Here is a 26,092-nt window from a genome sequence, read left to right on the forward strand (position 1 = left end):
GCCGTTGTCAACCCTGTCAGGCACACTGACGCCGTGACTGGACCGCGTTCTGCCGTAGTAGTGAACCCCGTGAAGGTTCCGGACCTCGACCTGCTGCGCCGCACCATCGTGGAGGGCCTCGCCACCAAGGGCTGGCCCGAGCCGATGTGGCTCGAGACCACGCCCGAGGACGCCGGCCGTGGCCAGGCCACCAAGGCGGTCGAGGCCGGCGCCGAGCTGGTCTTCGTCAGCGGCGGCGACGGCACGGTGATGGCCGTGGTCACCGCGCTCGCCGGCACGGACGTCGCGCTCGCCGTGCTGCCCGCGGGCACCGGCAACCTGCTCGCCACCAACCTCGGGCTCAGCACCGACGCGGCCACCGGCGTGCAGGTCGCGCTGGACGGCGGGCGCCGGCGCATCGACGTCGGCGTCGTCGAGGACCAGTGCTTCGCCGTGATGGCGGGGATGGGCTTCGACGCGCAGATGCTCGAGGGCACGTCCGAGACGGCCAAGAAGCACATCGGCTGGGTCGCGTACGTGGGCGGCGCCCTCAAGTACATCCGCGACAAGCCGATGAACCTGATCATCTCGCTGGACGGCAAGCCCGCGCTGCACCGCCGCCCGCGCACGGTCATCGTCGGCAACGTCGGACGGCTGCAGGGTGGCGTACGGCTGCTCACCGAGGCCGACCCGGCGGACGGCAAGCTGGACATCGCGATCCTCAGCCCGCGCAACCTCGCGCACTGGGCCGCGCTCGGCTGGGCCGTGGTCCGCCGCAGCGAGCGGGTCCCGCGGATGGAGACCTACACCGCCGCGAGCATCGAGATCCGCAGCGCCAAGCCGCAGCCGCGCCAGCTCGACGGGGACCTCATCGAGGCGGGCAAGAGCATGTCCATCTCAGTACGCCCGGGAGCGCTGCTGCTGTGTGTGCCGCAGCCCGACAGCGACCCGGATCTCGCCTACGACGCCAGTGCCGCCGAGCGCGCAGCGGAAGAGGTGCGCGCCGCAGCGGAGAAAGCTGCCGAGTGAGCAGCACGGAGCCCGTACCCGAGACCCGGACCATGTCCGGGGACGACCTCTCCGCCGATGACGCGTTCCTGGCGCTGCGCAACTACGGCCGGTGGCCGCTGCTCCGGGACGCTTTCATCCGATTCCGGTACGGCGACGGCTTCAGCCACTCCCGCGCGCTCGGCTTCCAGCTGTGTCTTGCGATCGTGCCGTTCCTCATCGCGCTCTCGGGTCTCGCCACCGACCTCGGCGCCGAGGAGGGTGGTCAGGTCGTCGCCGACACGGTGCTCGCGCTGACCCCCGGTGCGAGCGAGCCACTCGTGCGGGACCTGCTCAACGAGGACGACAAGACCGAGGACGCCGGCGAGCTGGCCCTGGCCCTCGGTCTGATCACCGGGCTGTTCGCGCTGACCAGCGCCATGGCCCAGATCGAGCGGGGCGCCAACCGGATCTACGGCGTCGAGCGGGACCGCAAGGTCTTCCCCAAATACGTACGTGCGGCGGTGCTGGCGCTGATCGCCGGCCTACCCGCCCTCTTCGGGTTCTTGTTACTGGCGGCCGGTCATGCCACCGGCGCCTCGATAGCCCGGTACACCGGCTGGGGTGAGGCCTGGGACATCACCTGGGACGTCGTCCGCTGGCCGGTCAGCCTCGGCCTGATCGTCTTCCCGGTCGGGCTGCTGTTCCGCCACTCGCCCCGGCGCCGCCAGCCGGGCCTCACCTGGCTGCTGTTCGGCGCGACCCTGTCCACGATCCTGTGGTGGCTGGCGAGCCTGGGCCTCGCCGGTTACATCCGGCTCAGCGACGGCTTCAACGCGACGTACGGCCCCCTCACCGCGATCATGGCGTTGCTGCTCTGGGCCAATCTCACCGGCATCGCGATCTTCCTTGGGCTGGCCTTCGCGGCGCAGCTGGAGGCGCAGCGGGTCGGCGTGGTCCGCCCGGCGCAGCAGGACCGCTGGGAACCCGAAACCGACGACGACCTGCGGGTTGTCCCCGCACGCCGTGACCCCGGCCTGGACGCCGCCGTGCCGTCCGCCCACGACCCGTCCGTCGACCTCGGACCGCAGGCCGTACCCGGACAGCGTGAACCCGGTGTGAGCGCCGGCCCGACCGGGTAAGTCCCCGCTCGCCTACCAGCGAGCGGGACTGATCCCCCGCCGCCCATCAGCGAGCGGGAGTGATGATGACCGATACGGCGACAACGGCTGACGACGGCCGGGTGCACCGGAAAGCAGGCTGGGGGCCGCTGCGCCACTTCACCGAGCGCAGCGTGCTCGGTCTGCTGGCGGTGGTCGCGGGCGGCCTCGGCTTCGGGTTGCTCCTGCTGCTCGTCCGGTTGCACTGGACGCCGCTGCAGGACCTGGACCACTCGGTGGCGCAGGGCCTGAACAACTGGGTGGCACCACACCCGCCGGTCGTCACCGTGCTGAAGGCGATCGCGCAGCTCGGTGGTCGCACGATCATGCTGTGGCTGGTCACGGTCGCGGTGGTGCTGCTGCTCATCAGGCGGCGTACCCGGCTGGCGGTCTATCTGGTCGTGACCGGCATCGGCGCACTGCTGCTCGATCCCTCGCTCAAGGCACTCGTCGGCCGGCTGCGCCCGGTGGTGGACGTGCCGGTGGCGATCGCGCCCGGCAACAGCTTCCCCAGCGGGCACGCGCTCGGCTCGATGGTCGCGTACGGCGCATTGCTGCTCGTCTTCCTTCCCGCCGTGTCCCGGCGGTGGCGCAAGTTCGCGATCGGTCTCGTCGCCCTGATCGTCGTGGCGATCGGGTTCACCCGGATCTCGCTCGGCGTGCACTTCCTTTCCGATGTGCTCGCCGGGTGGCTGCTCGGGGCGGCTTGGCTGGGGGTCACCGCGTACGCCTTCCGGGTCTGGCGCCGGGAGACCGGTCAGCGCGTGCCGTCGCTGAGCGAGGGCCTCGAACCGGAGGCCGCGCACGACGTGAAGCCCGCCCCCGACGAGGACCACCTCCTGCCGCACCCCTGGGCCGGTGCCGCCGAGATCCTGGTCGGCTGGGTCCTCACGTTCGGTGTGCTCTTCGTCCTCGGCTGGGCCCTGACCAACCACACCGCCGGCACCTGGATCCAGTCCGTCGACGACGGCGTCCCGCGCTGGCTCCAGACGTTCCGCACGCCTGCCCTCGACGACCTCAGCTACGGGTGGAGCAAGGCCGGCGACACCCACATGATCCTGCTGGTCTCGCTGGTCTTCTGCCCGCTCGTGGTCGCGTTGTGGCGGCGCTGGCGGCCGGTGCTGTTCGTGGTGCTCGCGATGTTCGGCGAGTTGACGCTCTTCCTCTCCGCCGCCGCCGCCGTGGGCCGTCCCCGGCCGCCGGTCGAGCACCTCGACGGCAAGCTGCCCACGTCGTCGTTCCCGTCGGGGCACATCGCCGCGACCATGTGCCTCTACGTCGCGATCGCGGTGCTGGTCCTGCCCCGGGTCAAGGCCTGGTGGCGGTGGCTGTTCGTCGCGCTGGCGATCATCATGCCGACCGGGGTCGCGCTGTCGCGGATGTACCGCGGAATGCACCACCCGTCGGACGTCCTCGGCGCCGCCATCCTCACCGCCTGCTGGATCACCCTGCTGTGGTGGGTCATCAAGCCCAACGCCGACGTGACCGCGGGCAACGAGGCCGATGCCGGCGAGCTGGTGGAGGGCGACCAGGAGCACGAGCTGACCGGCGCTGCCGGCTCTCCTGCTGCTGCCGGCTCGCTGCGGGCTACAGGTTCTTCTTCCGGCTCGCCGCGGGCTGCCGCTGACGCGCCGGACGTCGACGCCAAGGTGACGCGGTGACGCTCAGACTGGTCACCTGGAACATCAAGACCGGCGGCTCCGGGGGCCGGCTCGACGCGGTCGTCGCGCTGCTGACCCGGGAGCGCCCGGACATCGTGGCACTGCAGGAGCTCCGCGACTTCCAGCGCCACGACCACCAGCGGATGCGCGAGGTGGCCGGCACCCTCGGCATGACGGCGGTTCTGGCCCCCTCGGCGTTCGGCCAGCCGGTCGCAGTCCTGGTCCGGCCACCCCTGACGATCACCCACCGGTCGGCCGTCCGCTGGCGCCTGCACCACGCCGCCGCCGCGGTGACGGTGCCGACCCCGGCGGGCCCGCTGACCGTCGTCAGCACCCACCTCAACCCGTTTCGCCCCTACCGCCGCCTGCGCGAGGCCTACTGGCTGGCCCACCGCTACCGGGCCCCGCTCACCCTGATCACCGGCGACCTCAACTCCCTCGACCCGCAGACCGGCCACAGCGAACGCCTGTCCCGCCTGCCCGACCTCTACCGCCGTCGCCACCTGGCCAGGGACGGCGGCCCCGACACGCGCGCGATCGCCGCGTTCCAGACGGCAGGCTTCACCGACCTCTGGCGTACGGCGGGTGAGGGCGACGGCCTGACCGTGCCGACCAGCAAGGGCGGCGGCCACGAGTTCTCCAACGCCGGCATGCGTCTCGACTACCTGCTGGCCCGCCCCGCCCTGGCCGCCCGAGCCACCCGGGCCCGGGTGATCCGCGGCGACGAGGCCGAATGGGCCTCCGACCACTACCCCCTGGCAGTGACCCTCGACCTCTGACCCCGGGATCCCCCGGGCCGGGATCCCCCGGGCCGGGGGATCAGTCTGGCCGGGGCTCAGGCGTCGGCGACGACGCGGTCGCGGCCCTCGCGTTTGGCGACGTAGAGGTTGCGGTCGGCGAGGGAGAGCAGCGAGGACGGCGAGCCCCGGCCGTCGTCGGAGGTGGTGACCCCGATGCTGGTGGTGACCGCGAGCGATCCCGTGACCGGCTCCCACCCGTGGGAGCGGACGCGCAACCGGAGGCGTTCGCAGCGGGCGGCCGCCTCCACCGCGTCCGTGCCGGGCATGATCAGTACGAACTCCTCGCCGCCCATCCGCGCGGCGATCATGGGGCCGCTGGCGGCCTCCAGCAGCAGCTGCGCGATGTGCTGCAGCACCGTGTCACCGGTGCTGTGCGACAGCGTGTCGTTGACCCGCTTGAAGTGGTCCAGATCGATCATGGCGACGGAGATCGGCGCGCGCCGCGACACGGCGTCGCCCAGCAGCGCGGGCAGGCGCTCGTTGACGTAACGCCGGTTGTAGAGACCGGTCAGCGCGTCGCGGTGGGCCATCTCGCGGAAGTGCTCGCTGGCGCGGCGCGCTTCCGTCGCCTCGAAGACGGCCTGCAGCGCCCGGGCGCGGGCTTCACGCTGGGCCGAGTGCAGGGCCGTTGCCGCCTTGTGGAAGGCGCGGTGCTCCTCGTAGGCGAGCTCGAACCGGCCCGTGGCCGCGTACAGTGCGGATTGTTCTTCCCGGGCCTGAGCGCGTACGCGATCGAGCCCGCGCTCCTCGGTGATCCGCACCGCGGCGTCGAGTGCCTCCTGGGCCGCGTCGAAGCGATGATCCAGCCGCCGCGCCTCGGCCAGGGTGAGCAGGCACACGGCCGGCGCGTCACCCTCGTGCACCTCGACCTTCGACTGGTTGTCGTCGAGCAGCACGTGCAGCGTTTCCTCGACCGCGTCGTAGTGGCCGCTCATCATCTCGATCCGCGCGATCGTGTCCAGCTCGAGCGCGCTGAAGTTGCGACCGCTGACCGCGAGGACGTCCCGCATCCGCGTCACGAGCTGCCGGGCGCCGACCTCGTCATCCTTCTCGAACGCGGTGTACGCCATGTTGTTGAGGATGTTCAGCGCCAGCTCGGCGTCGTGCGCGGCGGTGGCCAGGTGCAGCGCCTCCCGGAACCGCCGGGCGCCCTCCTCGATCGAGCCGGCCTCGTCGAGCGCCACCGCGAGCGTCATCAGGTGCCGGGCCCGCACGCTCGGCGGCTCTTCCTCGCTCAGATGCGAGTACGACTGCACGGCGTGGGTGAGCCCCTCGGACAGATCCCCGACCTGCCGGTAGAAGATCGACAGCACCCGGTGCACCCGCGCCAGCAGGAATGCGTGGTCGTGCTCCTGCGCCCAGGCGAGCACCTCGTGCGCCCAGCGCCCACCCCGCTCGGAGCGACCCTCCCGCACGAAGACGTTCGCCCGCAGCAGCCGCGCCCGCATGAAAAGGTCATCGAACCCGAGCGAGGCGGCCCGCCGTTCCACGGTCGCGGCGGGCGCGAACACACTGCGAAACTTCGACGTGGGCCGCTGCTCGAGCTCGGCGACGGCAGCCTCGAGCCGGGCCCGCTCATCCACCGGAGAAACCACGGCGGAAGCCGGCGTAGCCGCTGTCTCCGTAGTCATGGCGTCCCCGATCTCCCGGCCCGGCCCCCCGGTGAGGAACCTCGGCAACCCACGAAGATCGGACGCCACCCACGATCGTTGAGGAATCAACCGGTTGAGATCGAGTGTCGCTCGTCTCAGCCGTTCAGCCGTTCAGCCACGGTCGGTGCATACCGGTGCCGAAGCGCCCACCTTGTCGACCGTGTAGATCACGGCGACCGTGAAGCAGTAGTCGTTGCGCTCGTTGAGCCCGTAGACGATGTACTCGGTCGTTCCCGCGGGCAACTGCTGAAACGCCCGCCGCTCCTGCCCGGTGCGCCCACCCGAGATCAGCACCGGCCCCTCGGAACCCTTCGGATAACCCCAGCTCAGCGACACACTGTCCCGGTTGTCCCGCAGCTTCACATTTGCGGGCGCGACCACCCCAGGCTCCTTCTCCCCGACCGGAGCGGAGGGTACGCCAGCGGAGGCAACCGGCGCGCTCGGCTTCGCCACGGCGGGCTCCTTCGCATCCCCGCGCGGCAGGGTGACAGCAACGACCGCAGCCGCGGCCGCGATCCCTGCAACAACAACCCCGGCGATAATGAACGGCTGCCGGTGCCCCCTCTCCACTTCCCGTTTCGGTACGCCCTGAGCGCGCTCCGGCACCCGAGCAGTAGCCCGATCAACGGGCTGCCGCCCCATCTCGGGCATCTCCGGCCCCGGCGGATACCCATCCGGCGAATACCCGGCCGCTGGGAAGTAGTCCGGCGGATAAGGCCCCGGCGGCCCGACCTGCCAATCATGAGCGGGAATGGCCGTAACGGGCTCCTCAGCCTCCGAGGGCCTCTCGAAGACGACCGGCTCACTCCTCGGCATGGGCACCCCAGGCTCAGGAACAGCCGGCGCCGGCGACATCAACGGCAAAGCCACCGGCCCCTCCACCCGAGCATGCCGCCCCGTCGAATCCCCGAACCCCCCGCCGTCCCCCGCCCCTTCCACCCGAACCGGAGCCTCCCAGACCTGATCACTCAGCCCCGGATGTTCCCACTCCCCAGCCACATCCCCGAACTCCCAAACCTCCGCATCAACCGCCCCCATCTCCCGTCGCACCCCGCCCGCCTCACCCTCCATCTGCGGGCTGGATGTCTGGGGGTTGGGCGTCTGGGGGTTGGGCGTCTGGGGGTTGGGCGCTTGGGGGCCAGGTGCCTGAGAGCCGGATGCTTGGGGGTTGGGCGCTTGGGAGTTGGGTGCCTGTGGGTTCGGCCCCTGGGAACTCAATCTTTGCGGGTCCAGCCATTGCTGGCCCGCCCCCTGTGGGGTCAGCTCCTGCTGGGCGGCTCCGGCTTGCGGCCCAGAAGTCTCTGGGCCGTTGGTCCCGGGGCCGTTGGTCCCGGGGCCGTTGGTCTCGAGGCCGCGAGTTTTGGGGCTGTGGCTCTCTGGGCTGTGGGTCTGTGGGCTGTGGGTCTCTGGGTCGTGCGTTTCTGGGCTGTGCGTGGTTGGGTTGTGCCCTCCTGGGTCGTGGTTCTTCCACGGATTCGCTGAAGGAACACGCATGTGGCCGACCCGGGCGTCCGGCCCCACGGATTCCGCGGCCGGGACATCCGCGGCCAGGACATTCGGGGCCTGGACATCCGCGGCCTGGACGTCTGGGGCCATGCCACGATCGTCGAGCACGCCTGGCGGGACTGCGGCCACCTCATCCTGCGGACCCGTGCTCCGCTGACCAGCCACATGTCCGGCCTGGGCGGTAGCCGGGCCCTCCAGCGCGGCCAGTCGGTCGCCGATGTCCCGCGGTCTGTCCTGCGAGCCGGCTCTCTGCTCCGGGATGGCGTGACGTCGTTCCTGGCGTACTACGGGGTGTGCATCGGCCAGGGTTGCCGGCATCCGGGTAACACCGTCAGTAAGACCGCCCGAACTGCGTTGCGTGACATAAGGCTCGCCTCGGCCGGACTCGCCCAGCGCTGCCGCTCGGGGCCTATCCCCACCCTGAGCCATCGGCTCCCGACCGGCATGAGGCCCCGCGTCAGACCCCGCGAGAGGCCCGCCGGCAGAACCGCCGATCAAGCCGCCGGCGGGACCTGCAAGTGGTGCATCAACAGGACTGCTGACCAAGCCGCCGCCGGGACCTGCAAGTGGTGCACCAGCAGGACCGCGGACCAAGCTGCCGCCGGGACCGGCGCGGGGTGCACCAGGTGGACCGTCGGCAGAGCTGGCGGTCGGGCGGGTGAGGGTGCCGGATGCGGGGTTGCCGGCTGCGGGGCCGTTGGATTGCTGGACCCTGCCGCAGATGTGGCGGCCGGTGGCGGGGGTGCCTGCCAGGCGGGCGATCTGCTGGGCGAGCGAGTGATCAGCCGGGAGGTAGCGGGCGCAGAGTTCCTGGGCCAGGGCGAGGTGGACCGAGGCCTGGGCTGTCCGGTTGCATTCTCGTTCCATCGCGCCGAGGCGGGCGAGCATCTTGATCCCGGCTGCGGAGGCGTCGCCGTACACCTCGCGGTGGCGGGTCCAGACGTCTTCGAGGCGGGCTCGGGCTGCGGTGCAGTGGCCGGCGGCGTGTTCGGCGGTGGCGAGGTCGGCTTCGGCGGCGAGGACTCGGGGGGAGAGGGGGCCTTCGCGGGTGATGAGTTCGGCGACGAGGTTGTGGTAGAGCTGGGCGGCGCGGCCGTGGTTGCCGATTCTGTGCAGGACTGCGGCGTGGGTGGCTGCGGCGGCGATGGTGCGTTCGTCGCCGGGGCCGTGGAGGCGGTCCTCGGCGGCGTGGGCGAAGCCGGCCCAGAGGCGGGCGGCGTGGGGGTCGCCGAGGGCGATCAGGATACGGGCCTGGAGGGCTGCGGCCAGGGCGAGGTCGGGAGTGGCCTGTCGCGGGTCGGCTGCCGCCGGGTCGAGGGCGGGGGCGAGGACGTCGCGGGCGCCGGTGAGGTCGCCCTCGGCGGTCAGCGACTGCGCCTGGGCGGTCAGTTCGGCGAGCGGAGGTGGCACGTGCCTCATAGTGCGTGGTTAGACACCCTCGGTACAAGTCCCGGGGCGCGTACCTCTTTGGATCAGGGTCACTCTTTCCGGCCCTTCCGTCGCTGCTGGGCGGGGACACTGTAGAACTCGGGTATGAGCGCCGACAGTGTTGCCGCCGTCAAACGTGAAATTCTTGTGCGCCATCTGGAAACTTGGGCACCCCAGGCGCTGCACCGCGGGCGCCGGGCGGCCTACGTCCACGGGTACGCCGACGACGTCCCGGATCTTGCCGAGGCTGCCCTCCGGGTGTTCACCGAGCAGTCCGATCTGGTCCGCGGGCGGGAGTTGACCATGCTCGCGATCGGCTCGGAGGTCGGCGATGTTGCCGCACGGCTGGGGAAGTTGCCGCCCGCGCCGGGGCTCACCGTTCTCACCATCGGGGGCGGGACGCAGGAGCGGATCGGGGTGGCGTTGAAGGCTGCGGGTGCTCTGCGCGTACCCATGCTGGGATTTCTGGATGCGAGCAGCGCGAGTGGGCCACCCTCGCCGGCCACGCTCGCGGCCCTGGCGACCGGGAAGCCGGCGGAGATCCTCGTTGTCCTGCCGTCGGGGTCTTCCGTCCCGGACTTCCGGGAAGCGCTGAACACGGCCGGATTTCCGCTGGTCGCGGCGGTGGAACTCGCGGTTTCCGATGACCCGGCCGAAATCGTCGTGTACGCCACCACGCTCGGCAAGAGCCTCGAATCGTTCAAGGATGTGCTGTGGGCGGTCGACGAGTTCGCAGGCGTCCGCTATCGCGATCCGGGCGACCCGGAGCGGCACCTGATCGACATCTCGCTCGAACCGCATCCCGGGCCGCTGCGCCGGGAACTGCTCGCGCATCTCGGGCAGGCCGGGTCGGCGACCGTCGCTGAGCTGCGGACCTTCGCTCTCACCGAGACGGTCTACCGCGCGTCGGATGCGACGCGGGTGGTGCATGCGCTGCTGGACGCCGGGTCGGTGACCCGGCGTCCGGAGCAGGGCCGTCTCGGAGGAGACGTGGTCATCTCGTTATGAGTTGCTGCTCGACTTGTCCTGCTTCCAGGACAGCGGGCCGGGGAGGTCAACGCGGTGTGCCTTCGCCTTGGAGTTCCAGGACCAGCGGCCGATCTTGATGGTCCAGGACGACAGGCCCCGCTGCGTGAAGTTCAGAATGAGGGGACCGAACTTCTTGCGACTGCGGTACATGATGCCCATCGGGGTGTCCTTCCGTGGAAGAGCCAGTTGACCCACAGATTCCCGATGTCCGATTTTCTGAAACGCTTACCTGATCAGTGGGGCTGCCGGGCTGATTCAGCGGGGCTGCCAGGCGTCCGGGCGGGTGGTGAGCTTGCGGACGTGGGCCGGCATCCGGCCGCTGATGAGCTCGGCGAGGCTGACCTCGTCGACGACCTCGCGCACCGCGGAGCGCACCGCGACCCAGAGGTTCGGCAGGTTTTCGGCGGCGCCGGTGTACTGGGTCTCCTCCGGGCGCAGGCCACGGACGCCCGCGAGGGGACCGTCGACCGCCCGCAGGATCTGACCGATGGTCACGTCGCGTGGGGGCTGTGACAGCGTGTATCCACCCTCGGCACCCCGCTGCGCTCTGACCACCCCGGCGCGACGCAGATCTGCCAGAACCGCCTCGAGAAACTTCCGGGGCATGTTCTGGTCCTGGGCGATGGCCTGGGCTGACATAAGGGCCGGGTAGGCGTGGGCCAAGCTCAGCGCCGCCCGTACCGCGTAGTCGCCGCGCGCGGAGATCTGCACCACCCCATTCTGCCCCTTCCGCGCCGGAGCACCTCGCGCACCCCGGGATTTATGGGAATTCGGGCATCACAGAGCGTGAATCTCCGATCGCAGGTGTCGCGTCAGGGTGCCGGCTCGGTCGCGGCCGGCTCGCCGGACGTCAGTCGTTGGGCCGGGATGCGGGCTCCGATGTCGGCGACGTCGTCGGCGACCTCGGCCGGCATCGCGGAGCCGGACTCGCCCCGGAACGCGCCGGGGCTCAGCCCGACCTCGCGGTGGAAGAACCGCCCGAAGTTCGTCGGCTCGCCGAAGCCGAGTCGCCGCCCGATCTCTGCCACCGACATGTCCGTGCAGGCCAACAGTCTGCGGGCCTCGAGCGCGACCCGATCGTCGACGATCTGTTTCGCGGTCCGTCCGGTCAGTGCCAGGCTCGCGCGGGTGAGCGTGCGCACGGAGCAGCCGATCCCTGCGGCGTAGTCCTCGACGCGGCGGCTGCGGCCGTGACCGGTCTCGAGATCGCGCCGGAAACGCGCGAACGTCCGCGACTCGGAGCTGGAGATCGAGCCGGTCTCCGTACCCGAGGCCAGCAGTGCGATCCGCAACACGAGGACGGCGAGCTGATGCCGGAGCAGTCCGGCGGCGATGTCCTTCGCGCCCGTGGCCGACGAATGCCGGGCGCAGTCCACCCCCAGTTGCGCGACCTCGGTGATCACGGCGTCTTCATCCTCGCCGGCCAGCTGCCAGTGCGAAGGGCCAGGAAGATCATCGATGGGTACGCCGGCCACCTCGGCCGCCGTCAGAAGATCCCTGTTCCAGCTGACCAGGGTGGCGTCGAGTCCCGGCTCGACGCCGAAGCGCACTGCCTGACCCGGTCTGATCCAGAGCAGGGTGCCCGGCCGGCACCGGTGCGGCTCGAAGTCGATCTCGACCGTGCCGTGACCGGCGGTGGTCAGAGCGAGCAGGTGGTAGGGGAGTCGGCGGGGCTGCGGCTGCGCGGTGGCCAGGTCGGTCTCGGACAGCGTGCAGGTGCCCACGCCGGCCCATCGGGGCGCGGGCGCCGACCTGGTGGGGCGCTGAACGGAGGTGACCATCGAGCCGACCGTATCGGGCCTTGACCAGGGATGCACGCGTGACTCCCGAGGTCAGTGGATATCTCGCTGACGTATCGGAAATTGAGTTTTCAAACGGACAAAAGAGACTTCTCTTTCGTACGTAAAAAGGCGACCCGCGTGGACCGGCAGTATCCACGCGGGTCGCCCCGTAAATCCCTTTTGTTCTTCGAGCTGTGTTGCTATCGACCGGCGAGTAGTCGGTTGACGGCCGCGTCCACGTCCAGATGATCGGACTCCCGGCCCCGCGGCACCACCACATAGGTGCGCCGGAGGAATCGGACAAGAACGCTGCGTGGAACTTCGAACAGTGCGTTGCCATCGGGCGATGACAACGCCAGGGCAATGAAGTCGCCCCGCGGAGTGACCCAAGGCCACGCCCGGACGTCCCCGATCCCCGCTGGCTCGTCGAGCCCGGTCACGAGCAGTTCCCGTGCAAAGGACCAGCTCACGGCTTCCCCACCGGCTGATTCTGCATGGAACAACACGTGGACGGCGTACGGGTCGGCTGGGTCATAACGAAGACTGGCACGCACGGGCAGGGCCGTGGCATCAGGCGCTACGAGCCGCAGCGATGTTTCGACCTCGACGGTCGTTGGACGAATGGTACTCATGGACGAACTCCCCCCGGCACCGCTGCGGGGCTGGTGAACCCCGCGTTTCCCATACTCAGGTGATCCCTGTCATTACGCTCCGCCATACGCTGATCTCACCCAGTAGTGGGAAGACGGTTCCGATAAGCTCTCCGGACAAACCGTTAAACGGTATCTTGTCCTGTTCTGCCCAGGTGCTCGGATCCGCCCGGCGTCGGGTGGTTCAGCAGTTGACTCACTCCGGTAACGTCCATTCCTCCCGGGCGGTGACGGGGGAAGGGAACACTGGGGGATGAAATGAGCGAGAGCCAGGGATTTTGCCGGTGAAAGTGAACGAGATGCCCCAAAGCGACCCGATGACCGATTCCCCCAGCCGCACGGGTTTCCTCGACCGGATCCGCGCCAACCCTACCGGTCGTCTAGCCCTGAAAATCGGCGTAGGCATCCTCGGCACCCTCGTCGTAGTGACCGGCATCATCCTCATCCCGTTCCCCGGCCCCGGCTGGGCGATCGTGATCCTCGGCCTCGCCATCTGGGCCGTCGAATTCACCTGGGCCAAGCGCCTGCTCCACTTCACCCGCCGCCACGTCCAGGCCTGGACCCAGTGGATCCTCAAGCAGCCCCTGCACCTGAGAGCCCTCATCGGCCTGGCCGGCTTCATCTTCATCAGCGCGGTGGTGTGGCTCTCCGTCAAGCTCACCATGGGCATCGACCTGGCGTCCCTGATCTGGAACTTCATCACCGGCAAGTGACGCGCCGACCCTGGTTAGCGCCGACGACCGCGGGTCCGGTAGAGTTCAGATCCGTTGAGGGCGATTAGCTCAGCGGGAGAGCGCTCCGCTCACACCGGAGAGGTCACTGGTTCGATCCCAGTATCGCCCACGATCCCGAGGCCGAACTCTGCTCACGGTTAGCGTGAGCCGGGTCGGTCTCGTTTTGTTTTGCGTGGCCTTTGGCCTACGCGGGGTGGGGGCTTCGCCACCCACACCCCCTACTGACGGGTGTGCGCTCAGCGGCTCGCTTGCGCTTCGGGCTTGGCTCGCTTGCGCATCGTTGTTGGCTCGCTTGCGCTTCGGTGGATGTTCGGCTTGCTGGGCTTGGGTCTTTGCCTTTGATGTGGCGGGGGGCTCTGGGGTCAGGGTTGGCTGCAGTGGGCTTGTGGGTCGTTGAGGATGGTTGTTTCGAGGTCGTTGAGTGGGCCGCCGACCTTGGATATGCGTCGGGCGGCTTCGAGGACGTCACTTAGATCTTCGGTCACGCGTCGGCCGGGTCGATTTCGATGATGAGTTGGGCGAGCCACGGCATCACCTTCAGATGGCGGGTCCGTTGGATCAGTCTCTCGGCCCGTTCCGGGACCGTTGCCTTGCCCCCGAAAAACCGACTGTGCGTTCTCGCTTGCGGCCCGGGTCATGATGCGGCTCGTCAGCGCAGCGAGAGGGATTGTTCGCCTGATGATGGCGCTTTGCAGTAGGTAGTTCCCGATGACCGGCAGGTTTTTCGCCGCGTCCAGTTTTTCCCGCGAGTAGATCTTCTTGGCGGCTTGCGCGTCGGTGGCGCGGCTGCGGTGACCGCGCCCGGAAGAGACAGTTCGTGGGCTTTGATCCCGCACGCCACCTGGACGAAGTCTTCCGGGTCGTTCAGGTCAGGCGGCACCCGGTAGGGCACCGCGATGTCCCAGGCCAACCTCAGCTGTATCCGCGCGACGTACGCGATGCTGCCCAGGGCGGACGTGCCGCCGGCCGTGAGGGTGGCAAGCCCGGATGAGCCGGCGTCGCCGTGTGGGCTCAGCCTGGAAATGACCTGGGCTCGCTCCTTTGAGGATGCCGTGCGGCTCGGCCTCGATCGATTGTTCGGCCGTGGCAGATACCCCCTGGCTGATCTGCGCCTTGCCGGGGCGCCGCGTTGTGGCGGCGTTGAGTAGCGACGCTGGCGGCTTGTCGCAGCGGTGACCTTCGGCCGTTTGAACTACCGCTGGCGTGTGTACGCGGCGGGTGGTGGCTGATCCGGGGGTGACACCCGGAAGGAGTAGGCGGTCTGTGTGGCGTTGGTGGCGATCGGTGGGGGTGGGGTTCCGAATCGCGGGGAGGGCAGCCGGGTCAGCCGATCTCTGAATGGAATCCGAGGGGTTAATTTCGGTTACGGCGCCGCGGTTCGGCGGTTATCAATTTTTGATTTTGGTGGGTGTTTCTGCGCGCCCGCATGTCCTTGATCGAGGTGACGTCGTGCTGCATGTGTCCCGTTGGTTCACGGGTCTCCTGGTGGTCGGGTGCTTGTTCTTGGCTGCTTGCGGGGGGTCCACTCCGGATCCGGTTCCCGCTGTGCCCGCGGCCCCGACGAACGTTGCGGTTCCCACGACCTTTGCCGGGTCGCCGATGCCGTCGGAGCTGGTGAGCTCGTCGGGTGTGGGTGGTCGGGTGATGCCTGATGTGAACGGTGAGCGGCTGTCCGACGCTGAGGCGTTGCTCGGGGCGGCGGGGTTCATGTCAGTGCGGGCTGTGGATGCGACCGGGAAGAACCGGACGATTCTGGAGAAGAACAACTGGGTGGTGGAGCAGCAGGAGCCGTCGGCGGGGGCCGGGGTCGCTGACGGGATGACCGTGACGCTCGGGGTGCGGAAGCCGACCGATGACCAGGATGACGTGGCGGTGGAGAAGGGTGTTGTGCCCGACGTTGTCTGTCACGACCTGCAAGAAGCTCAGGATGCGCTGCGGGGGGCCGGTTTCTTCGTCGTGGTCGCCAAGGACGGGCTGGGGCAGGGACGGTACCCGCTGGTGGACCGGAACTGGATAGTTCTGGGGCAGTCCGCGAAGGCCGGGAGCAGCCCGGAGAAGAAGGCGACGATCCAGCTGACCGTCGTGAAGTTCGGGGAGCCCACCGGGGACTCCAGGTGCAAGAGCTGATGGCGGGCGAGGAGCTGGGCTTCGGGTATCCGGTGCTCGATTCGGCGGAGCTGGAGCCGATCAAGCGGCGGATGTTCCGGCGGCCGCGGCGGGAGTTGCACGAGATTCCCCGGCAGCCGCCGGGCAGCGTTCTGGTCTTCCAGCTCGGGGATTCGTACGAGGTGCTGCCCGACACCTCGCTGCGGCTGGACGCGGAGCTGGTGGTTGACGCGGTTGCCGTGGCGGTGGTGTCCACGCGGCAGGTGCAGCGGGAGGCGGTGGCTTATCTGCCCAGCGCTGATCCGCGTACCTGTGTGGCGGTGCGGGCTGTTTTCTTCTGTCTGGTGACCGATGCGCAGCTGGTGCTGGACGCCGGGTGCTGGGATGTCGGGCCGCTGCTGTCCGATCATCTGAGCGCGGATCCGCGGCTGCGGTTCCTGACCCAGTCGACCGATCTGCACGCCGGCTGGCCGCACTTCCAGCGTAATGCCACGGCCCGGTTGCTGGCCTATCACGAGATGCATCCGCTGATCGTGGCCGGGTTGACCGTACGCCTCACCGATGTGGCCTTTGAACCGCAACGTCTCGCCACCCTGCCGCAGCAGCAGGGCAGGACCGTGCAGGCGGCGCCGCGCCCGGAGGAGGACGGCGCGCCGGGCGAGATGGGGGAGACGGGCGAGATGCCGATGGCCGACGGCGACCCGGCGATCATGCGCAACTACACCTGGGGAGAGAACCGTGAGTGACCGCAGTCGTGGCCGGGCGTTGCGCGTCCTGACTGGCGCCGATGAGGACGTGCTCGACACCGTGCCGGGGGAACGGGCGCGCTTCACCGCCATGGGCGGCGTGGTGCTCGGTACCGCGCTGATCGCCATGTTCTCCATGACGGTGGCGCTGATGTGTGTCTTCGACGGCTTCCACCCGAGCATTCTGCTGTTCGTGCCGGTCTGGGGCGCGTTCATCCTGTCGCTCGACCGGTGGCTGATGTCCAGCTCCTCGTCGCCGCACGCCGGTGTCCGTGCCCGCAAGCTGGTGCCCCGTCTGGTGCTCTCGATCATTTTCGGGGTGGTGATCGCCGAGCCGTTGCTGCTGGGGGTCTTCCAGTCCGCTATCGAGCAGCGGGTCCGGGATGACCGGATCGTCTCGGCCGGGCAGTACGAGACCGATCTCAAGAAGTGCAATCCGCCGCCCGGCACCGCGGAGGCGGCCCCGTCGGCGCCCGGGCGGAATGCCAAGACCTGCGACGACAAGCGGATCAATGTCCAGACCGACGCGCCTGCCAAGGAGAAGGAGATCGCGGACGTCAACGGCGACATCAAGACGCTCAAGGCCGACGTCGACCAGGACGACAAGGAGTACGCGAACCTGGAGGCGCTCGCCCGCAAGGAGTGCAACGGGACCGACGGCGAGGGCCTGAGCGGCAAGACCGGGCAGGGACCGAACTGCCGGCGGCTGCGTGGCGAGGCGGAGAAGTTCCGCTCCACCCAGAACATGGTGGCCAACCACACCAAGCTCAAACAGCTCAACGACCGGCTCGTGACGCTCACCGGGGAGCTGGGCACCAGTCGCGCCGATGAGGGTACGAAGATCAACGACGTCATCGCCACGAAGGTCGGCGACTACAAGAGCAACCAGCGGGAGATCGGCCTGCTCGAGCGGCTGGGTGCGCTCGGCAAGCTCGTGGACGAGAACACGTACATGCACTCGGCGGAGTGGGCGTTGCGGCTGTTCTTCATCGTGGTCGACGCGTTGCCGGTCATCGTCAAGTTCCTCACCGGCTACACGGCGTACGACCGGATCGTCACTGACCGCCTCAACCGGGGGCGCCGGATCCAGGGCGTCGTCAACGAGACCGAACGGCGCCGCGGGGTCATCCACGAGGCGCTGGCCCGGCACCAGATGCTCGCCGAGCACGCCGCGGCCGTCGACAAGGTCGAGGTTGACGCCCGGATGCGCAACGTGGACGTCGAGGTGCTGCGGGAGGAGCTGACCGATGCGCGCGCCGAATACCTGCTGCACGACTCGCCGACCCTGCCCCTGAGCGTGCCACCGCCGCGGAGCGGGATCGACGGCGACGCCCGGCCGCGGGGGTGGCGGCGATGAGCGTCACCGTCTCGGAGCGCAAGAGCTATCCGATCTACATCATGCTCGACAGCTCGGCGTCCATGCGCCGCCGGCTGCCCGGTGCCCCGGCGCCGCAGGAGGAGTTCGAGCAGATGATCCCCGATCTGATCATGTCCCTGTCGGATTCCCGGTCGCTGGCCAAGGCGGCGTGGATCAGCGTCATCGCGTTCGGTGACCGGCCGGAGCTGCTGTGCCCGATGACGTCGCTCGCCGAGCCGGTGCAGGTGCGCAGCCCGCGCGACGGCGGGCACACGGACTACGCCGGTGCGCTGCGCTTCCTGCACGAACGCATCGAGGTGGACCGGGTGGCGATCGAGGCGCACGGCGCGGCGGGCAACTACCGCACCAAGGTGGCGCGGCCGCTGGTCTTCTTCATCACCGACGGGGCACCGTACGCCCACGGCGAGTTCCAGCGACCCGGGGAGTGGATGCCGTACCGCGAGAAGATCGTCGCCGAGCCCGTCCAGGCGCGGATCGCGGCGATCGGTCTGCACGGCGCCCACCAGGGCACCCTGTTCGCGATCGCCACCGGCAAGGGCCGCGAGCGCAACGCGTTCATCGCCACGGCGCGTGACGAGGGCGCGGGGGACAGCCTGGCCGAGAGCGTCATCACCGTCATCGAGCGCAGCATCAAGCTCTCCGTCCGGACGGGCGAGATGGTGATCGACGAACCACGGGGGATGCGGCGGGTCCATGGTTGAGAACCCGTTCATGGCCGTGGTGGTGGCCACCGTGCTGGGCGTGACCGCGCTCGCGCTGGTGCTGTTCGGCACGGGACACCTGACGCTGCCGCCCGTGGAGAAGATCCCCCGGCTGTGGCACCGTCCCGATCGCCACCGCGACGGGATCGAGCCGCCGCCCGACATGCCGGTGAAGGAAGAAAAACCGACGGAAGCACAGCCACAGGTGGCCCGGCTGGTGATCGACCCCCCGCGGGACGGCCAGGAACGCGAACCCCGGCTCCCGGCACGGGTGGTCACCGGCAGCGCCTGGCACGGGTCGTTCTTCCACGGCTGGTGCGGCACAACCGGCGGTGCCCGGCCGGCGGTGCTGCTCAACGTGCGGGCCGCCACCCTGCGCGGCGCGACCCACGCCGGGATGGGCACCGAGGGGCAGGACGCGATCGGCGCCGCCTGGGACGAGACCCACTCCGCACTGTACGTAGCCGTCGCCGACGGGCTGGGCTCGTTGCCGGCCTCCGGGCGGGTGGCGGCCGAAGCGATCACCGCCGCGTTGCACCTGTGCACGACCCGCCCGGACAGCCTGAGTTTCGCGGCCGGTGCCACCCGGATGTTCCAGGCCATCGGCGCCGGCCTGGTGCGCTCCCTCCATGAGGGCGAGAGCGGGGCCTGCACCCTGGTCGTCGCCGAGGTGGTCCCCCGGTTCGACGGCGCCGAGGTCACCGTCGTCGGCGTGGGTGACTCCGAGGCCTGGGCGCTGTTCGACAGTCGGTGGACGGTGCTGCACCACGAGCGGGGCGGCAGCGAGAACGCCACCCGCGACATGCCCACCCACGCGGCCGATCCACGCGTCCAGAGTTTCATGCTGTCGCCCGGGTCCGTGCTGCTGCTCGGCACCGACGGCTTCACCGGCGCGCTGGACGTGAGCGTGTCACCGCTGGCCCGTGCTCTGGCCCGGCTCTGGCGCCAGCGCCCCGGCTGGCTCGACTTCGTCAACCATGTCGGCTTCGTCGACGAGTACTGGTCCGACGACCGGTCGGCGGTCGCCGTGTGGATCGGAGAGGGTGCCGTCGATGGGTGACGACCTGGACGCCGACCTGGCGGAGCTGGACTTCTTCGACCCGCGGCAGGTCCGGATCGACCCGGGTGGCAACGCGACGCTGCGCTGGTGCCGCTACCGGGGCCAGCAGTACCTGTTCAAGGAGTTCACCCCGGAACACCTCAGCGACGTGCACGAGGATGCGCTGGTCCGGCTGCTGCGCTGGCGGGAGAGCCGGTCCGGTCCGGATCGGGAGCGCCTTGACGTTCTCACTGCCTGGCCACGACACACCGTACGCGGTGACGGCCGCCTCGCCGGGCTCCTGATCCCCGCCGCGGACAGCCGGTTCTTCGCGGCCGGGCGCCACGGTCTGCGTACCCCTCGCAGTCTCTCTGATCTGCCCGGGGCGAGTCCCGGGATGCCGGCGCCGCACCTCACGTTCGCGATCCTCGGCCACGTCATCCTGGCGGTGCGCTGGCTGCACGGTCAGGGGGTCGTGGTGAACGACCTGCAGAACGAGAACGTGCTGTTCGCCGCGGACCCGGTGCACCCCGCGGTATACGTCGTCGACTGCGACTCCATGGTGTCCGGCCGGGAGTGGGGGCAGGTCGCGAGCCCGGCCGCACCCGACCTGATGGACGAGGTCATGCCGACCGTCAGCATCCCCACGACCGCGAGCGACCTGACGAAGCTCATGTGGACGGTGGTGCGGGTGCTGCTGGAGGTCCCCAACCTCACCGGGCTCGGACAAGACGACCGTGCGGTGCTGGCCGCCGTCGCACCCGCCGGCACCCGCGACCTGCTGCTCGCCGTGGTGGATCACCCCGCGGACGGCCCGGCCTGGGACCGGCTGGCCGAGCAATGGTCACGGCTGACCGGGGAGCGGGAAGCGCCCGTGACCCTGCGCTCGGGGTGGCTGCCGCCCGGGTATTCCTACCGGCCCGACCCCGGTCCTCCGGTGCTGCCGGCCCGGCTGCTGCCCGGCTACGTGGCGTCCACCGCGCGCGGGAGGGTGGCGATGCTCGCCGTCACCGCCATGTCTCTGATCGGGATCACCAGCGTCGTGTTTGCCGTCATTCTCGGACTCCGGATGGGCGACTTCTGATGGAAACCCGCAACGACCCGGTGCTCGTGCTCAATCTGGGCGCCGCCGACATCACCCTTCCCGCCGACGACGTCCACTACCTGTTCCAGGACGGGCCGTTGCTGCGCATCGGGCGTACCGCCGACGACGGTCCAGGGCAGCGGCTCGGCCATTTCGTGCCGATGCTGGGGCGGTGGTACTTCCACGCCGACAACGTGCCCGCCGCCCGGGTGCTGCGCATCGACGGGGGCCCGGTGACCAATGTGCGGCAGAAGCTCGACCGGGACCGGCCCACCAGCATCGGCCTGCTTTCCAGCGCGCCGACCGGTCCGTTCCACCCGCGGACACCACTGGAGGTGGAGGCACCGCGGCTCCCCGCGAAGATCCGTGACGACAAGCCGTCGCGGGGTGCCCGGCGCTATGTCATCGGGCGTACGGGCACCCACGCCGACATCTCGATCGACGACCCGCTGGTCAGGGCCCGGCACGCGACCGTCCGGGTCGACGGTCTGGGCCGGTGGTGGATCTCCGGCGAGCTCTACGTCGGGGGCGTACGCCAGATGTCCGCGACGCTGTCCGAAGGCGAGGTGTTCGTCATCGGCCAGACCGCGGTGACCGTCAGCGCGGAACTCCTCGGCGGCACCGCCCGGATGCCCGATCCCGTCGCCGGTGTCCGGGAGGTCGTCCCCGGTGCCCGGCGCCCCTCGACGGCGGAGACCGGGCTGTCGGTACGCCTCGACGGCGTCACGGTCTACGGCCATCAGAACCGCAAGCGCCTCGACAACGTGACCATCAGCATCGACCCGGGGCAGGTCGTCGCGGTGGTCGGCCCGTCGGGTGCGGGCAAGTCGTCGCTCATCAAGGTGCTGATGGGCGAGCTCGCCGAGCAGCAGGGGACCGTTCAGCTGGGGCCCGGCAACGGGCTGCGTACCGATCCCGAATTGCGCCGCAGGCAGGTCCGTTACGTGCCGCAGGGTGACGACGGACTGTTCGGCACGCTGACCGTCCGGGAGACGCTGACGTATGCCGCCCGGTTGCGCGCGGCGGCGGACACCTCCGCGGCGGAGGTCAAGGACCGGGTCGCCCAGGTCCTCGACCGGCTGGGCCTCGACCAGCTCGGGGACCACCCGGTCGACGACATCTCCGGAGGCCAGAAACGCCGGGTGTCGATCGGCACCGAACTGGTCGGCGACCCCCAGCTCCTGCTGCTGGACGAGCCCACCAGCGGGCTGGACCCGGGCAAGGACCGCGACATCATGCGGAGCCTGCGCGAGGTCGCGGCCACCTATCACTGCACGGTGATCATCGTGACCCACGCGACGGAGCATCTGGGCTATGTGGACAAGGTGGTCACCATCGGCCGGGGCGGCCGGGTCCGGGATGCGGGACCGCCCGGGTCGGTGCTCGCCACGCTGCGCCAGCCGACGTGGGCGGACCTCATGGTCGAGCTGGATCAGGACCCGAAACCGGGAAACCAGCGCAACACCCCACCCCCGGGCATCACACGTACGCGCTCAGCGCCCCCTCTGCGCTGGAAGCTCACCGGTCTCCCCACCTTGCTGCACCGTCAGCTGATGCTCACCGCGCGCCGCGGCCGGGGCACCCTGGCCGTACTGTTCCTGGTCCCGTTGATCTGCACCGGGCTCGCCGTGGCGGCGTCGGACGGGGGACTGCGACCCAGCGCCGCGATCGGCTCGGTGCTCTCGATCCTCGTCACCGTGGCGGCCCTGACCGGGGCGTCGCTGACCTACCCGGACATCGTCAACGACGAGGGCAAGCTCCACCGCGACTTCCGGGTCGGCGTCGAGGCGCTGCCGATCGCGCTGTCCAAGGCGCTCGTGTTCACCGGCGTGTGCGCCGTGCTGGCGGGCGTGGTCAGCGTCGAGTTCACCCTGCTGCGCGATCTGCCGCCCGACGCGTACGGGCTCCCGCCGTTCGGCATGCTCTACGCCGTGGTGCTGCTGACCATGCTCGCGTCGATGGGCGCCGGCCTGTTCATCTCGGCGTGCTCGCCGAGCCTGGAACGGGCGGTCACGTGGAGCACACTGCTCGCGGTGCTCCAGGTCGCGCTCAGCGGCACCCTGTTCCACCTCGACGGGGTCCTCGGCATCGTCACGCGGATCCTGCCCGCCCGGCTCGGATTGGCGGCGATGGCGTCGTACACCGATTTCAACAGCTATCGCGGTCCGGCCCTGTACACCGACGCGTTGTGGAACGCCGGCGCTACCAGGTTCTGGCTGCTGGTGTTCGGCCTGGTCCTGACGCTGGCCGTCGCGGTCTGGGCGTCGGTGCTCGTCCTGCACCGCCGGTGGACCCGGTGAACCCCGCTGAGGACGGCCAGGTTTCGTGGGCGCTGTGCCGGGCCGCCGCCCGGTCCGTGCGGGACACCGAGTTCGGACGGGAAGCCGAGGCGGTCGTACGCCCGCGCAGCACGCTCGGGGTGTTCCGCACCCGCGGCCCGCTGAGCCTGCTGATCTACGTGGCGGCCCGTGACGGACGGCTGGTCTGGCGCGGTCCCGGCTCGTTCGCGCTGCTGCAACCGCCCGCGGACGCCCGCCGGCGGTCCCCGGGCCCGGGGCTGGGCCAGGCGGTGCTGCGCCGGATCGTCCGCAGCTGGGACCTGTTCCTGTTCTGTACGCCCATCGCCGTGCTCTTCGCCGTGGCGGCGGTCTGTGCCGTGCTGTTCCGGGCAACCGGACAGCGCTGGCTGATAACTGCCGGTCTGCTGTTGATGGTGGCCGTCCTGTCGTACGTCCTCATCATGCTGAGCTGCCTGGTGATCTGGGGCTCGCTCTGGTTCTTCCGGGAGTTCGGCCGGCGGGCCCGGGGCAGCGGCCCGATCGCGGCGGAGCTGCTGCCGGGCACCCGGTGGACCCTGGCGTTCTGCCATCACCTCGACGCGGGGCGCCCGGAGCTGCTGCTGCGCCTGGTCCAGCAGCGCCTCGACCGGCTGCTGCGGGCGGAGCTGGACCGCGTCGCCGCCGACACCGGTGTCCGGGTGAAGGACGTGCAGACGACCGAGTCGCTGGTCTGCCTGCGGCGGGGGGTGACGACCGGGCCGATGCGTGCCGCGGTTGCTGCGTGGTCGGACCGGGGGCATCTGTTCGCCGCCGACAGTGACGTGACGGTGCTGTTGTCCGACCACCGGCCCGTACGGGCACCGATCCGGATCTTCGATCGTGGTGGCTTTCTCTTCTGGTATCTCTCGGCGGAGCTCGCGATGGTCGCGTTGTTGTCGCGGGACGTTCCCCGCTGGGAGCGCGCGGTGTGCGCCACGCAGTGCGCCGGGCACCCGGTGACCTACTGGGACGCGTTCACCTGGCTGGCCCAGCGGCTGCTGTTCACCGATCCGTACGGCCTCGGCCCGGCGAGCCGGCAGTCCTGGGTCATCGGCTGGCTGGTGAGCCTGATGTCGCTGACCGGGCTGCTCGTCACCGTCGCCGCCATCAACCAGTACACGCGCATCCGGCGTATCGAGATGAACGCCCTGGCAGAAGGGTTCAAGATCGTGCATGACCACACCCGTACGCTGATCATGGTCGCCACCGCGGCCGAGTACGAAGCCGTCGTGCGTGCCGTCGCCGCGGTCAGCGACGTCGCGCCCCGCCCGCTCGTGCTCCCGCACCAGGTCGTCACGGAGCTCGGCGCGGTGAGCCGGACCAAGCTGATGCTGGCCCAGGTGGAGCCGGGCACGGTCAGCCCGGGCGCGGCGTCGATCGCCGCGGCGGCCCTGGTCACCACGCTGGATCTGGACTTTCTGATCCTGGCCGGGATCTGTTACGGGCTGCGGCCGGGGGAGCAGGAGGCCGGCGACATCCTGGTCAGCACCCAGCTGCGCGCGATCGACGACCGCAAGGAGATCGACCCCGCCGGCACCGGGCAGCCACCCCTGCCGCGGGAGGGTGCGGAGGTGGCCCGGATCCTGGCGACCACTGAGCCGCCGCCCGGGCCGCGCACCGTCCTGATCCGTGGCGACCAGGTCACGCCCTCGACGGCCCTGCTCACCCGGATGCGGGAGGTCGCGCGCGGTTACGACCAGTCGCCGCGCGTCCATTTCGGGCCGATGCTGTCGGCGGGCACGCTCGTGAACTCCCGATCGCTGCGTGACGAGCTGCTGAAACTGGCGCCCGACGCGGTCGGCGGGGAGATGGAGGGCGCCGGCGTGTATGCCGCGTCGGCGCACGCCAAGGTCGACTGGATCATCGTCAAGGCGGTCTGTGACTGGGGGTTCGGCAAGACCGACGACTTCCACGAGCTCGCCGCCGCCAACGCGGCCACATTCGTGGTCAGGGCCGCCGAGCAGGGCCTGCTCGACGACGCCCCGGCCCGGGGCACCATCTGAGGGTCACCGGGTCAGGGCGCGGTCCAGCCAGGTGAAGGCTTCCTCCTGCATTGCCAGGTTGAAGGTGTGGCCCAGTCCTGGCCAGAGTTTGGTGGCCAGGCGGTTGCTCGCGTGCTGCGAGGCCCAGACGGCACGCATCGTGGCGTAGGCGGCCTCGACGCCGGGCCGGGGGAACAGGGTGTCGAGTTCGCCGTTGAAGACCAGCATCGGGTGGGGCGCGGCGATGCTGGCCACGTCGGGGATGTCGAGGTAGCGGGCGAGACCCGGGTGGAGCATGTGGAACGCCGATGCGCCGCGAAGGGTGTTGTTTCCGGTGACCATCATGTCCTTGAGCGCGGTCATCCAGCAGACGGCCACGGTGGCGGCGATGTGGGTCGACAGGGCCGCGACCTGCCACGCGCGGTAGGAACCCATGGAGAAACCGACGGCGGCGATGCGGCGGTGGTCCACTTCGGGCAGGGTGGCGAGCAGGGCCGCTGCGCGCATGTCCTCGTACGCGAGCAGGCCCGCCAGCGAGGACCCCAGGTTGAACATGTTGCTCGCGAGGGCCTGCTGGCCGTCGTAGGTGAGGCCGCCGCGGTCACCCCAGCCGAGGGCGTCCACGGCGAGGACCGCGTAGCCCCGGGCGACCAGCGCGTTGCCTACGAAGCCGCCCTCGAAATAACGCGTGGCCCAGGCCTGCGCCGACGCTCGGCGGGTCTCGTCGTACCAGGGCTCGATCAGCTTCTCCTTGCCGATGTCGAACTTCGAGCCGTGGTCGTGCAGCAGGAGCGCTGCCGGGAACGGGCCGGGGCCCTCCGGCAGCAGCATGGTCGCGCGGACCCTGCTGTTACGGGTGACGTTGAACAGGATCTGCCGTTGCCGGTAGCCGTCGCGCGGCTGGTCGTCGATGATCTCCACGTCGAACGGAGTCCGGTCCTCGGGTTGCCACAGCAGCTCACGCACCTGGGCGCGGGCCCGCCGTTTCCAGTCGCCGAAGTTCCCACGGGTGTTCGCCCAGGACAGCGGGAAGTCGAGCTCCGCCTTGAGCCGCTCGGCGAAGACCGGCAGGTTGCCCTCGACGACCGAGGGCCCCTCGAAGACGGGCGCGGGACCAGCGGGAAGCTGGCCGGCTGCGAGGGTGACCGCTGGCAGGGATACGAAGCTACGCCGGTTCATGCATTCCTCCTTGTCGATGTGTTTCTCCGGAGAAGATTGCCACTGATCGATGTATGTCACTCGATATCTGCGCCATCTGTAGGCGTGACCTGTCTCGCTGCGCGCCCACGGCGTACCTATTAGCTTCGGGGGTGCAGCCCTGGACCCCGGTTGTCGTCCGGCCCGCCCGAGTGCGGGGGCCTCGATAACCGA

General features: G+C 69.9%; 21 protein-coding genes and 1 tRNA gene. 15 read left to right on the forward strand and 7 right to left on the reverse strand.

Features of this window, described 5'->3' with window-relative positions; genetic code table 11:
• The first annotated feature begins 60 nt into the window (after positions 1 to 60).
• The 4 genes from Aco04nite_RS32730 to Aco04nite_RS32745 all read left to right on the forward strand — a co-directional run bounded on the left by Aco04nite_RS32730 (position 61) and on the right by Aco04nite_RS32745 (position 4,566).
• The gene (locus Aco04nite_RS32730; RefSeq protein ID WP_244876469.1) at positions 61 to 1,008 is read left to right on the forward strand and encodes a diacylglycerol/lipid kinase family protein; all 948 of its coding nucleotides are present in this window, start codon (positions 61 to 63) and stop codon (positions 1,006 to 1,008) included.
• Positions 1,005 to 2,108, forward strand: a complete 1,104-nt coding sequence (locus Aco04nite_RS32735; protein ID WP_213001105.1) for a YihY/virulence factor BrkB family protein — start codon at positions 1,005 to 1,007, stop codon at positions 2,106 to 2,108. Before Aco04nite_RS32730 ends, Aco04nite_RS32735 begins: the two co-directional genes overlap by 4 nt.
• Positions 2,109 to 2,173: 65 nt before the next feature.
• A complete protein-coding gene (locus Aco04nite_RS32740; protein ID WP_213001106.1) occupies positions 2,174 to 3,787 on the forward strand; it encodes a phosphatase PAP2 family protein in 1,614 nt (537 codons plus the stop codon).
• A complete protein-coding gene (locus Aco04nite_RS32745) occupies positions 3,784 to 4,566 on the forward strand; it encodes an endonuclease/exonuclease/phosphatase family protein (protein WP_213001107.1) in 783 nt (260 codons plus the stop codon). The genes Aco04nite_RS32740 and Aco04nite_RS32745 overlap by 4 nt, the downstream gene beginning before the upstream one ends.
• A 56-nt stretch (positions 4,567 to 4,622) precedes the next feature.
• Here the strand turns inward: Aco04nite_RS32745 and Aco04nite_RS32750 are convergent, their stop codons facing one another.
• Together Aco04nite_RS32750 and Aco04nite_RS32755 are read right to left on the reverse strand one after the other, a co-directional pair.
• On the reverse strand, positions 4,623 to 6,218 hold the full coding sequence (locus Aco04nite_RS32750) for a GGDEF domain-containing protein (protein WP_213001108.1): 1,596 nt from the start codon (positions 6,216 to 6,218) through the stop codon (positions 4,623 to 4,625).
• 132 nt (positions 6,219 to 6,350) lie between these two features.
• Positions 6,351 to 9,155 carry a fibronectin type III domain-containing protein gene (locus Aco04nite_RS32755; RefSeq protein WP_213001109.1) on the reverse strand — a complete coding sequence of 935 codons (2,805 nt, stop codon included), beginning with the start codon at positions 9,153 to 9,155 and terminating at the stop codon, positions 6,351 to 6,353.
• Between the two features lie 123 nt (positions 9,156 to 9,278).
• On the opposite strand from Aco04nite_RS32755, the gene Aco04nite_RS32760 reads away from it, so the two are divergent.
• Positions 9,279 to 10,181 (forward strand): hypothetical protein, encoded by a 903-nt coding sequence (locus tag Aco04nite_RS32760; RefSeq protein ID WP_213001110.1) that lies wholly within the window; start codon positions 9,279 to 9,281, stop codon positions 10,179 to 10,181.
• Here Aco04nite_RS32760 and Aco04nite_RS32765 read toward each other — a convergent pair.
• From Aco04nite_RS32765 to Aco04nite_RS32780, 4 genes are all read right to left on the reverse strand, one after another.
• Entirely contained in the window at positions 10,176 to 10,361 is a 186-nt protein-coding gene (locus tag Aco04nite_RS32765) for a DUF4236 domain-containing protein (protein ID WP_203838967.1), read from the reverse strand. The two genes, Aco04nite_RS32760 and Aco04nite_RS32765, sit on opposite strands and share 6 nt — an antisense overlap.
• A 96-nt stretch (positions 10,362 to 10,457) precedes the next feature.
• The gene (locus Aco04nite_RS32770; protein WP_203838966.1) at positions 10,458 to 10,913 is read right to left on the reverse strand and encodes an RrF2 family transcriptional regulator; all 456 of its coding nucleotides are present in this window, start codon (positions 10,911 to 10,913) and stop codon (positions 10,458 to 10,460) included.
• Positions 10,914 to 11,014: 101 nt separating this feature from the next.
• Positions 11,015 to 11,983, reverse strand: coding sequence for a helix-turn-helix transcriptional regulator (locus tag Aco04nite_RS32775; RefSeq protein ID WP_213001111.1), 969 nt, complete (start codon positions 11,981 to 11,983; stop codon positions 11,015 to 11,017).
• A gap of 200 nt (positions 11,984 to 12,183) precedes the next feature.
• Positions 12,184 to 12,615, reverse strand: coding sequence for an SsgA family sporulation/cell division regulator (locus tag Aco04nite_RS32780; protein ID WP_203838964.1), 432 nt, complete (start codon positions 12,613 to 12,615; stop codon positions 12,184 to 12,186).
• A 335-nt stretch (positions 12,616 to 12,950) separates the two neighbouring features.
• Between Aco04nite_RS32780 and Aco04nite_RS32785 the strand changes: the two genes are divergently transcribed.
• The 10 genes from Aco04nite_RS32785 (at position 12,951) to Aco04nite_RS32830 (ending at position 24,742) form a co-directional block, all read left to right on the forward strand.
• On the forward strand, positions 12,951 to 13,346 hold the full coding sequence (locus Aco04nite_RS32785; RefSeq protein WP_213001112.1) for a TIGR02611 family protein: 396 nt from the start codon (positions 12,951 to 12,953) through the stop codon (positions 13,344 to 13,346).
• 58 nt (positions 13,347 to 13,404) lie between these two features.
• Positions 13,405 to 13,476 (forward strand) — tRNA-Val (locus tag Aco04nite_RS32790).
• Positions 13,477 to 15,011: 1,535 nt separating this feature from the next.
• A complete protein-coding gene (locus Aco04nite_RS32795) occupies positions 15,012 to 15,494 on the forward strand; it encodes a PASTA domain-containing protein (protein ID WP_213001113.1) in 483 nt (160 codons plus the stop codon).
• Entirely contained in the window at positions 15,482 to 16,219 is a 738-nt protein-coding gene (locus Aco04nite_RS32800; RefSeq protein ID WP_213001114.1) for a hypothetical protein, read from the forward strand. The genes Aco04nite_RS32795 and Aco04nite_RS32800 overlap by 13 nt, the downstream gene beginning before the upstream one ends.
• Entirely contained in the window at positions 16,212 to 17,576 is a 1,365-nt protein-coding gene (locus Aco04nite_RS32805) for a DUF4407 domain-containing protein (RefSeq protein ID WP_213001115.1), read from the forward strand. Before Aco04nite_RS32800 ends, Aco04nite_RS32805 begins: the two co-directional genes overlap by 8 nt.
• Positions 17,573 to 18,298, forward strand: a complete 726-nt coding sequence (locus Aco04nite_RS32810) for a vWA domain-containing protein (RefSeq protein ID WP_213001116.1) — start codon at positions 17,573 to 17,575, stop codon at positions 18,296 to 18,298. Before Aco04nite_RS32805 ends, Aco04nite_RS32810 begins: the two co-directional genes overlap by 4 nt.
• Complete coding sequence (locus Aco04nite_RS32815; RefSeq protein WP_213001117.1) at positions 18,291 to 19,358, forward strand: protein phosphatase 2C domain-containing protein; 1,068 nt, start codon at positions 18,291 to 18,293, stop codon at positions 19,356 to 19,358. The genes Aco04nite_RS32810 and Aco04nite_RS32815 overlap by 8 nt, the downstream gene beginning before the upstream one ends.
• Complete coding sequence (locus tag Aco04nite_RS32820) at positions 19,351 to 20,421, forward strand: hypothetical protein (RefSeq protein ID WP_213001118.1); 1,071 nt, start codon at positions 19,351 to 19,353, stop codon at positions 20,419 to 20,421. The genes Aco04nite_RS32815 and Aco04nite_RS32820 overlap by 8 nt, the downstream gene beginning before the upstream one ends.
• Positions 20,421 to 22,721, forward strand: a complete 2,301-nt coding sequence (locus tag Aco04nite_RS32825) for an ATP-binding cassette domain-containing protein (RefSeq protein ID WP_213001119.1) — start codon at positions 20,421 to 20,423, stop codon at positions 22,719 to 22,721. The genes Aco04nite_RS32820 and Aco04nite_RS32825 overlap by 1 nt, the downstream gene beginning before the upstream one ends.
• On the forward strand, positions 22,718 to 24,742 hold the full coding sequence (locus Aco04nite_RS32830) for a 5'-methylthioadenosine/S-adenosylhomocysteine nucleosidase family protein (protein ID WP_213001120.1): 2,025 nt from the start codon (positions 22,718 to 22,720) through the stop codon (positions 24,740 to 24,742). Before Aco04nite_RS32825 ends, Aco04nite_RS32830 begins: the two co-directional genes overlap by 4 nt.
• 3 nt (positions 24,743 to 24,745) lie before the next feature.
• Here Aco04nite_RS32830 and Aco04nite_RS32835 read toward each other — a convergent pair whose 3' ends face one another.
• Positions 24,746 to 25,900 carry a dienelactone hydrolase family protein gene (locus Aco04nite_RS32835; RefSeq protein WP_213001121.1) on the reverse strand — a complete coding sequence of 385 codons (1,155 nt, stop codon included), beginning with the start codon at positions 25,898 to 25,900 and terminating at the stop codon, positions 24,746 to 24,748.
• Positions 25,901 to 26,092 lie beyond the last annotated feature (192 nt).

This window comes from Winogradskya consettensis, assembly GCF_018332715.1.
Lineage (GTDB): Bacteria > Actinomycetota > Actinomycetes > Mycobacteriales > Micromonosporaceae > Actinoplanes > Actinoplanes consettensis.

What these genes read in the sequence shown, in the direction of transcription:
- Aco04nite_RS32740 (WP_213001106.1), top strand. Translation starts at nt 2,174, where the DNA reads ATGACCGATACGGCGACAACGGCTGACGACGGCCGGGTGCACCGGAAA.
- Aco04nite_RS32750 (WP_213001108.1), bottom strand. Translation starts at nt 6,218, where the DNA reads ATGACTACGGAGACAGCGGCTACGCCGGCTTCCGCCGTGGTTTCTCCG.
- Aco04nite_RS32760 (WP_213001110.1), top strand. Translation starts at nt 9,279, where the DNA reads ATGAGCGCCGACAGTGTTGCCGCCGTCAAACGTGAAATTCTTGTGCGC.
- Aco04nite_RS32765 (WP_203838967.1), bottom strand. Translation starts at nt 10,361, where the DNA reads ATGGGCATCATGTACCGCAGTCGCAAGAAGTTCGGTCCCCTCATTCTG.
- Aco04nite_RS32775 (WP_213001111.1), bottom strand. Translation starts at nt 11,983, where the DNA reads ATGGTCACCTCCGTTCAGCGCCCCACCAGGTCGGCGCCCGCGCCCCGA.
- Aco04nite_RS32780 (WP_203838964.1), bottom strand. Translation starts at nt 12,615, where the DNA reads ATGAGTACCATTCGTCCAACGACCGTCGAGGTCGAAACATCGCTGCGG.
- Aco04nite_RS32785 (WP_213001112.1), top strand. Translation starts at nt 12,951, where the DNA reads ATGACCGATTCCCCCAGCCGCACGGGTTTCCTCGACCGGATCCGCGCC.
- Aco04nite_RS32795 (WP_213001113.1), top strand. Translation starts at nt 15,012, where the DNA reads ATGCCTGATGTGAACGGTGAGCGGCTGTCCGACGCTGAGGCGTTGCTC.
- Aco04nite_RS32810 (WP_213001116.1), top strand. Translation starts at nt 17,573, where the DNA reads ATGAGCGTCACCGTCTCGGAGCGCAAGAGCTATCCGATCTACATCATG.
- Aco04nite_RS32815 (WP_213001117.1), top strand. Translation starts at nt 18,291, where the DNA reads ATGGTTGAGAACCCGTTCATGGCCGTGGTGGTGGCCACCGTGCTGGGC.
- Aco04nite_RS32820 (WP_213001118.1), top strand. Translation starts at nt 19,351, where the DNA reads ATGGGTGACGACCTGGACGCCGACCTGGCGGAGCTGGACTTCTTCGAC.
- Aco04nite_RS32825 (WP_213001119.1), top strand. Translation starts at nt 20,421, where the DNA reads ATGGAAACCCGCAACGACCCGGTGCTCGTGCTCAATCTGGGCGCCGCC.
- Aco04nite_RS32835 (WP_213001121.1), bottom strand. Translation starts at nt 25,900, where the DNA reads ATGAACCGGCGTAGCTTCGTATCCCTGCCAGCGGTCACCCTCGCAGCC.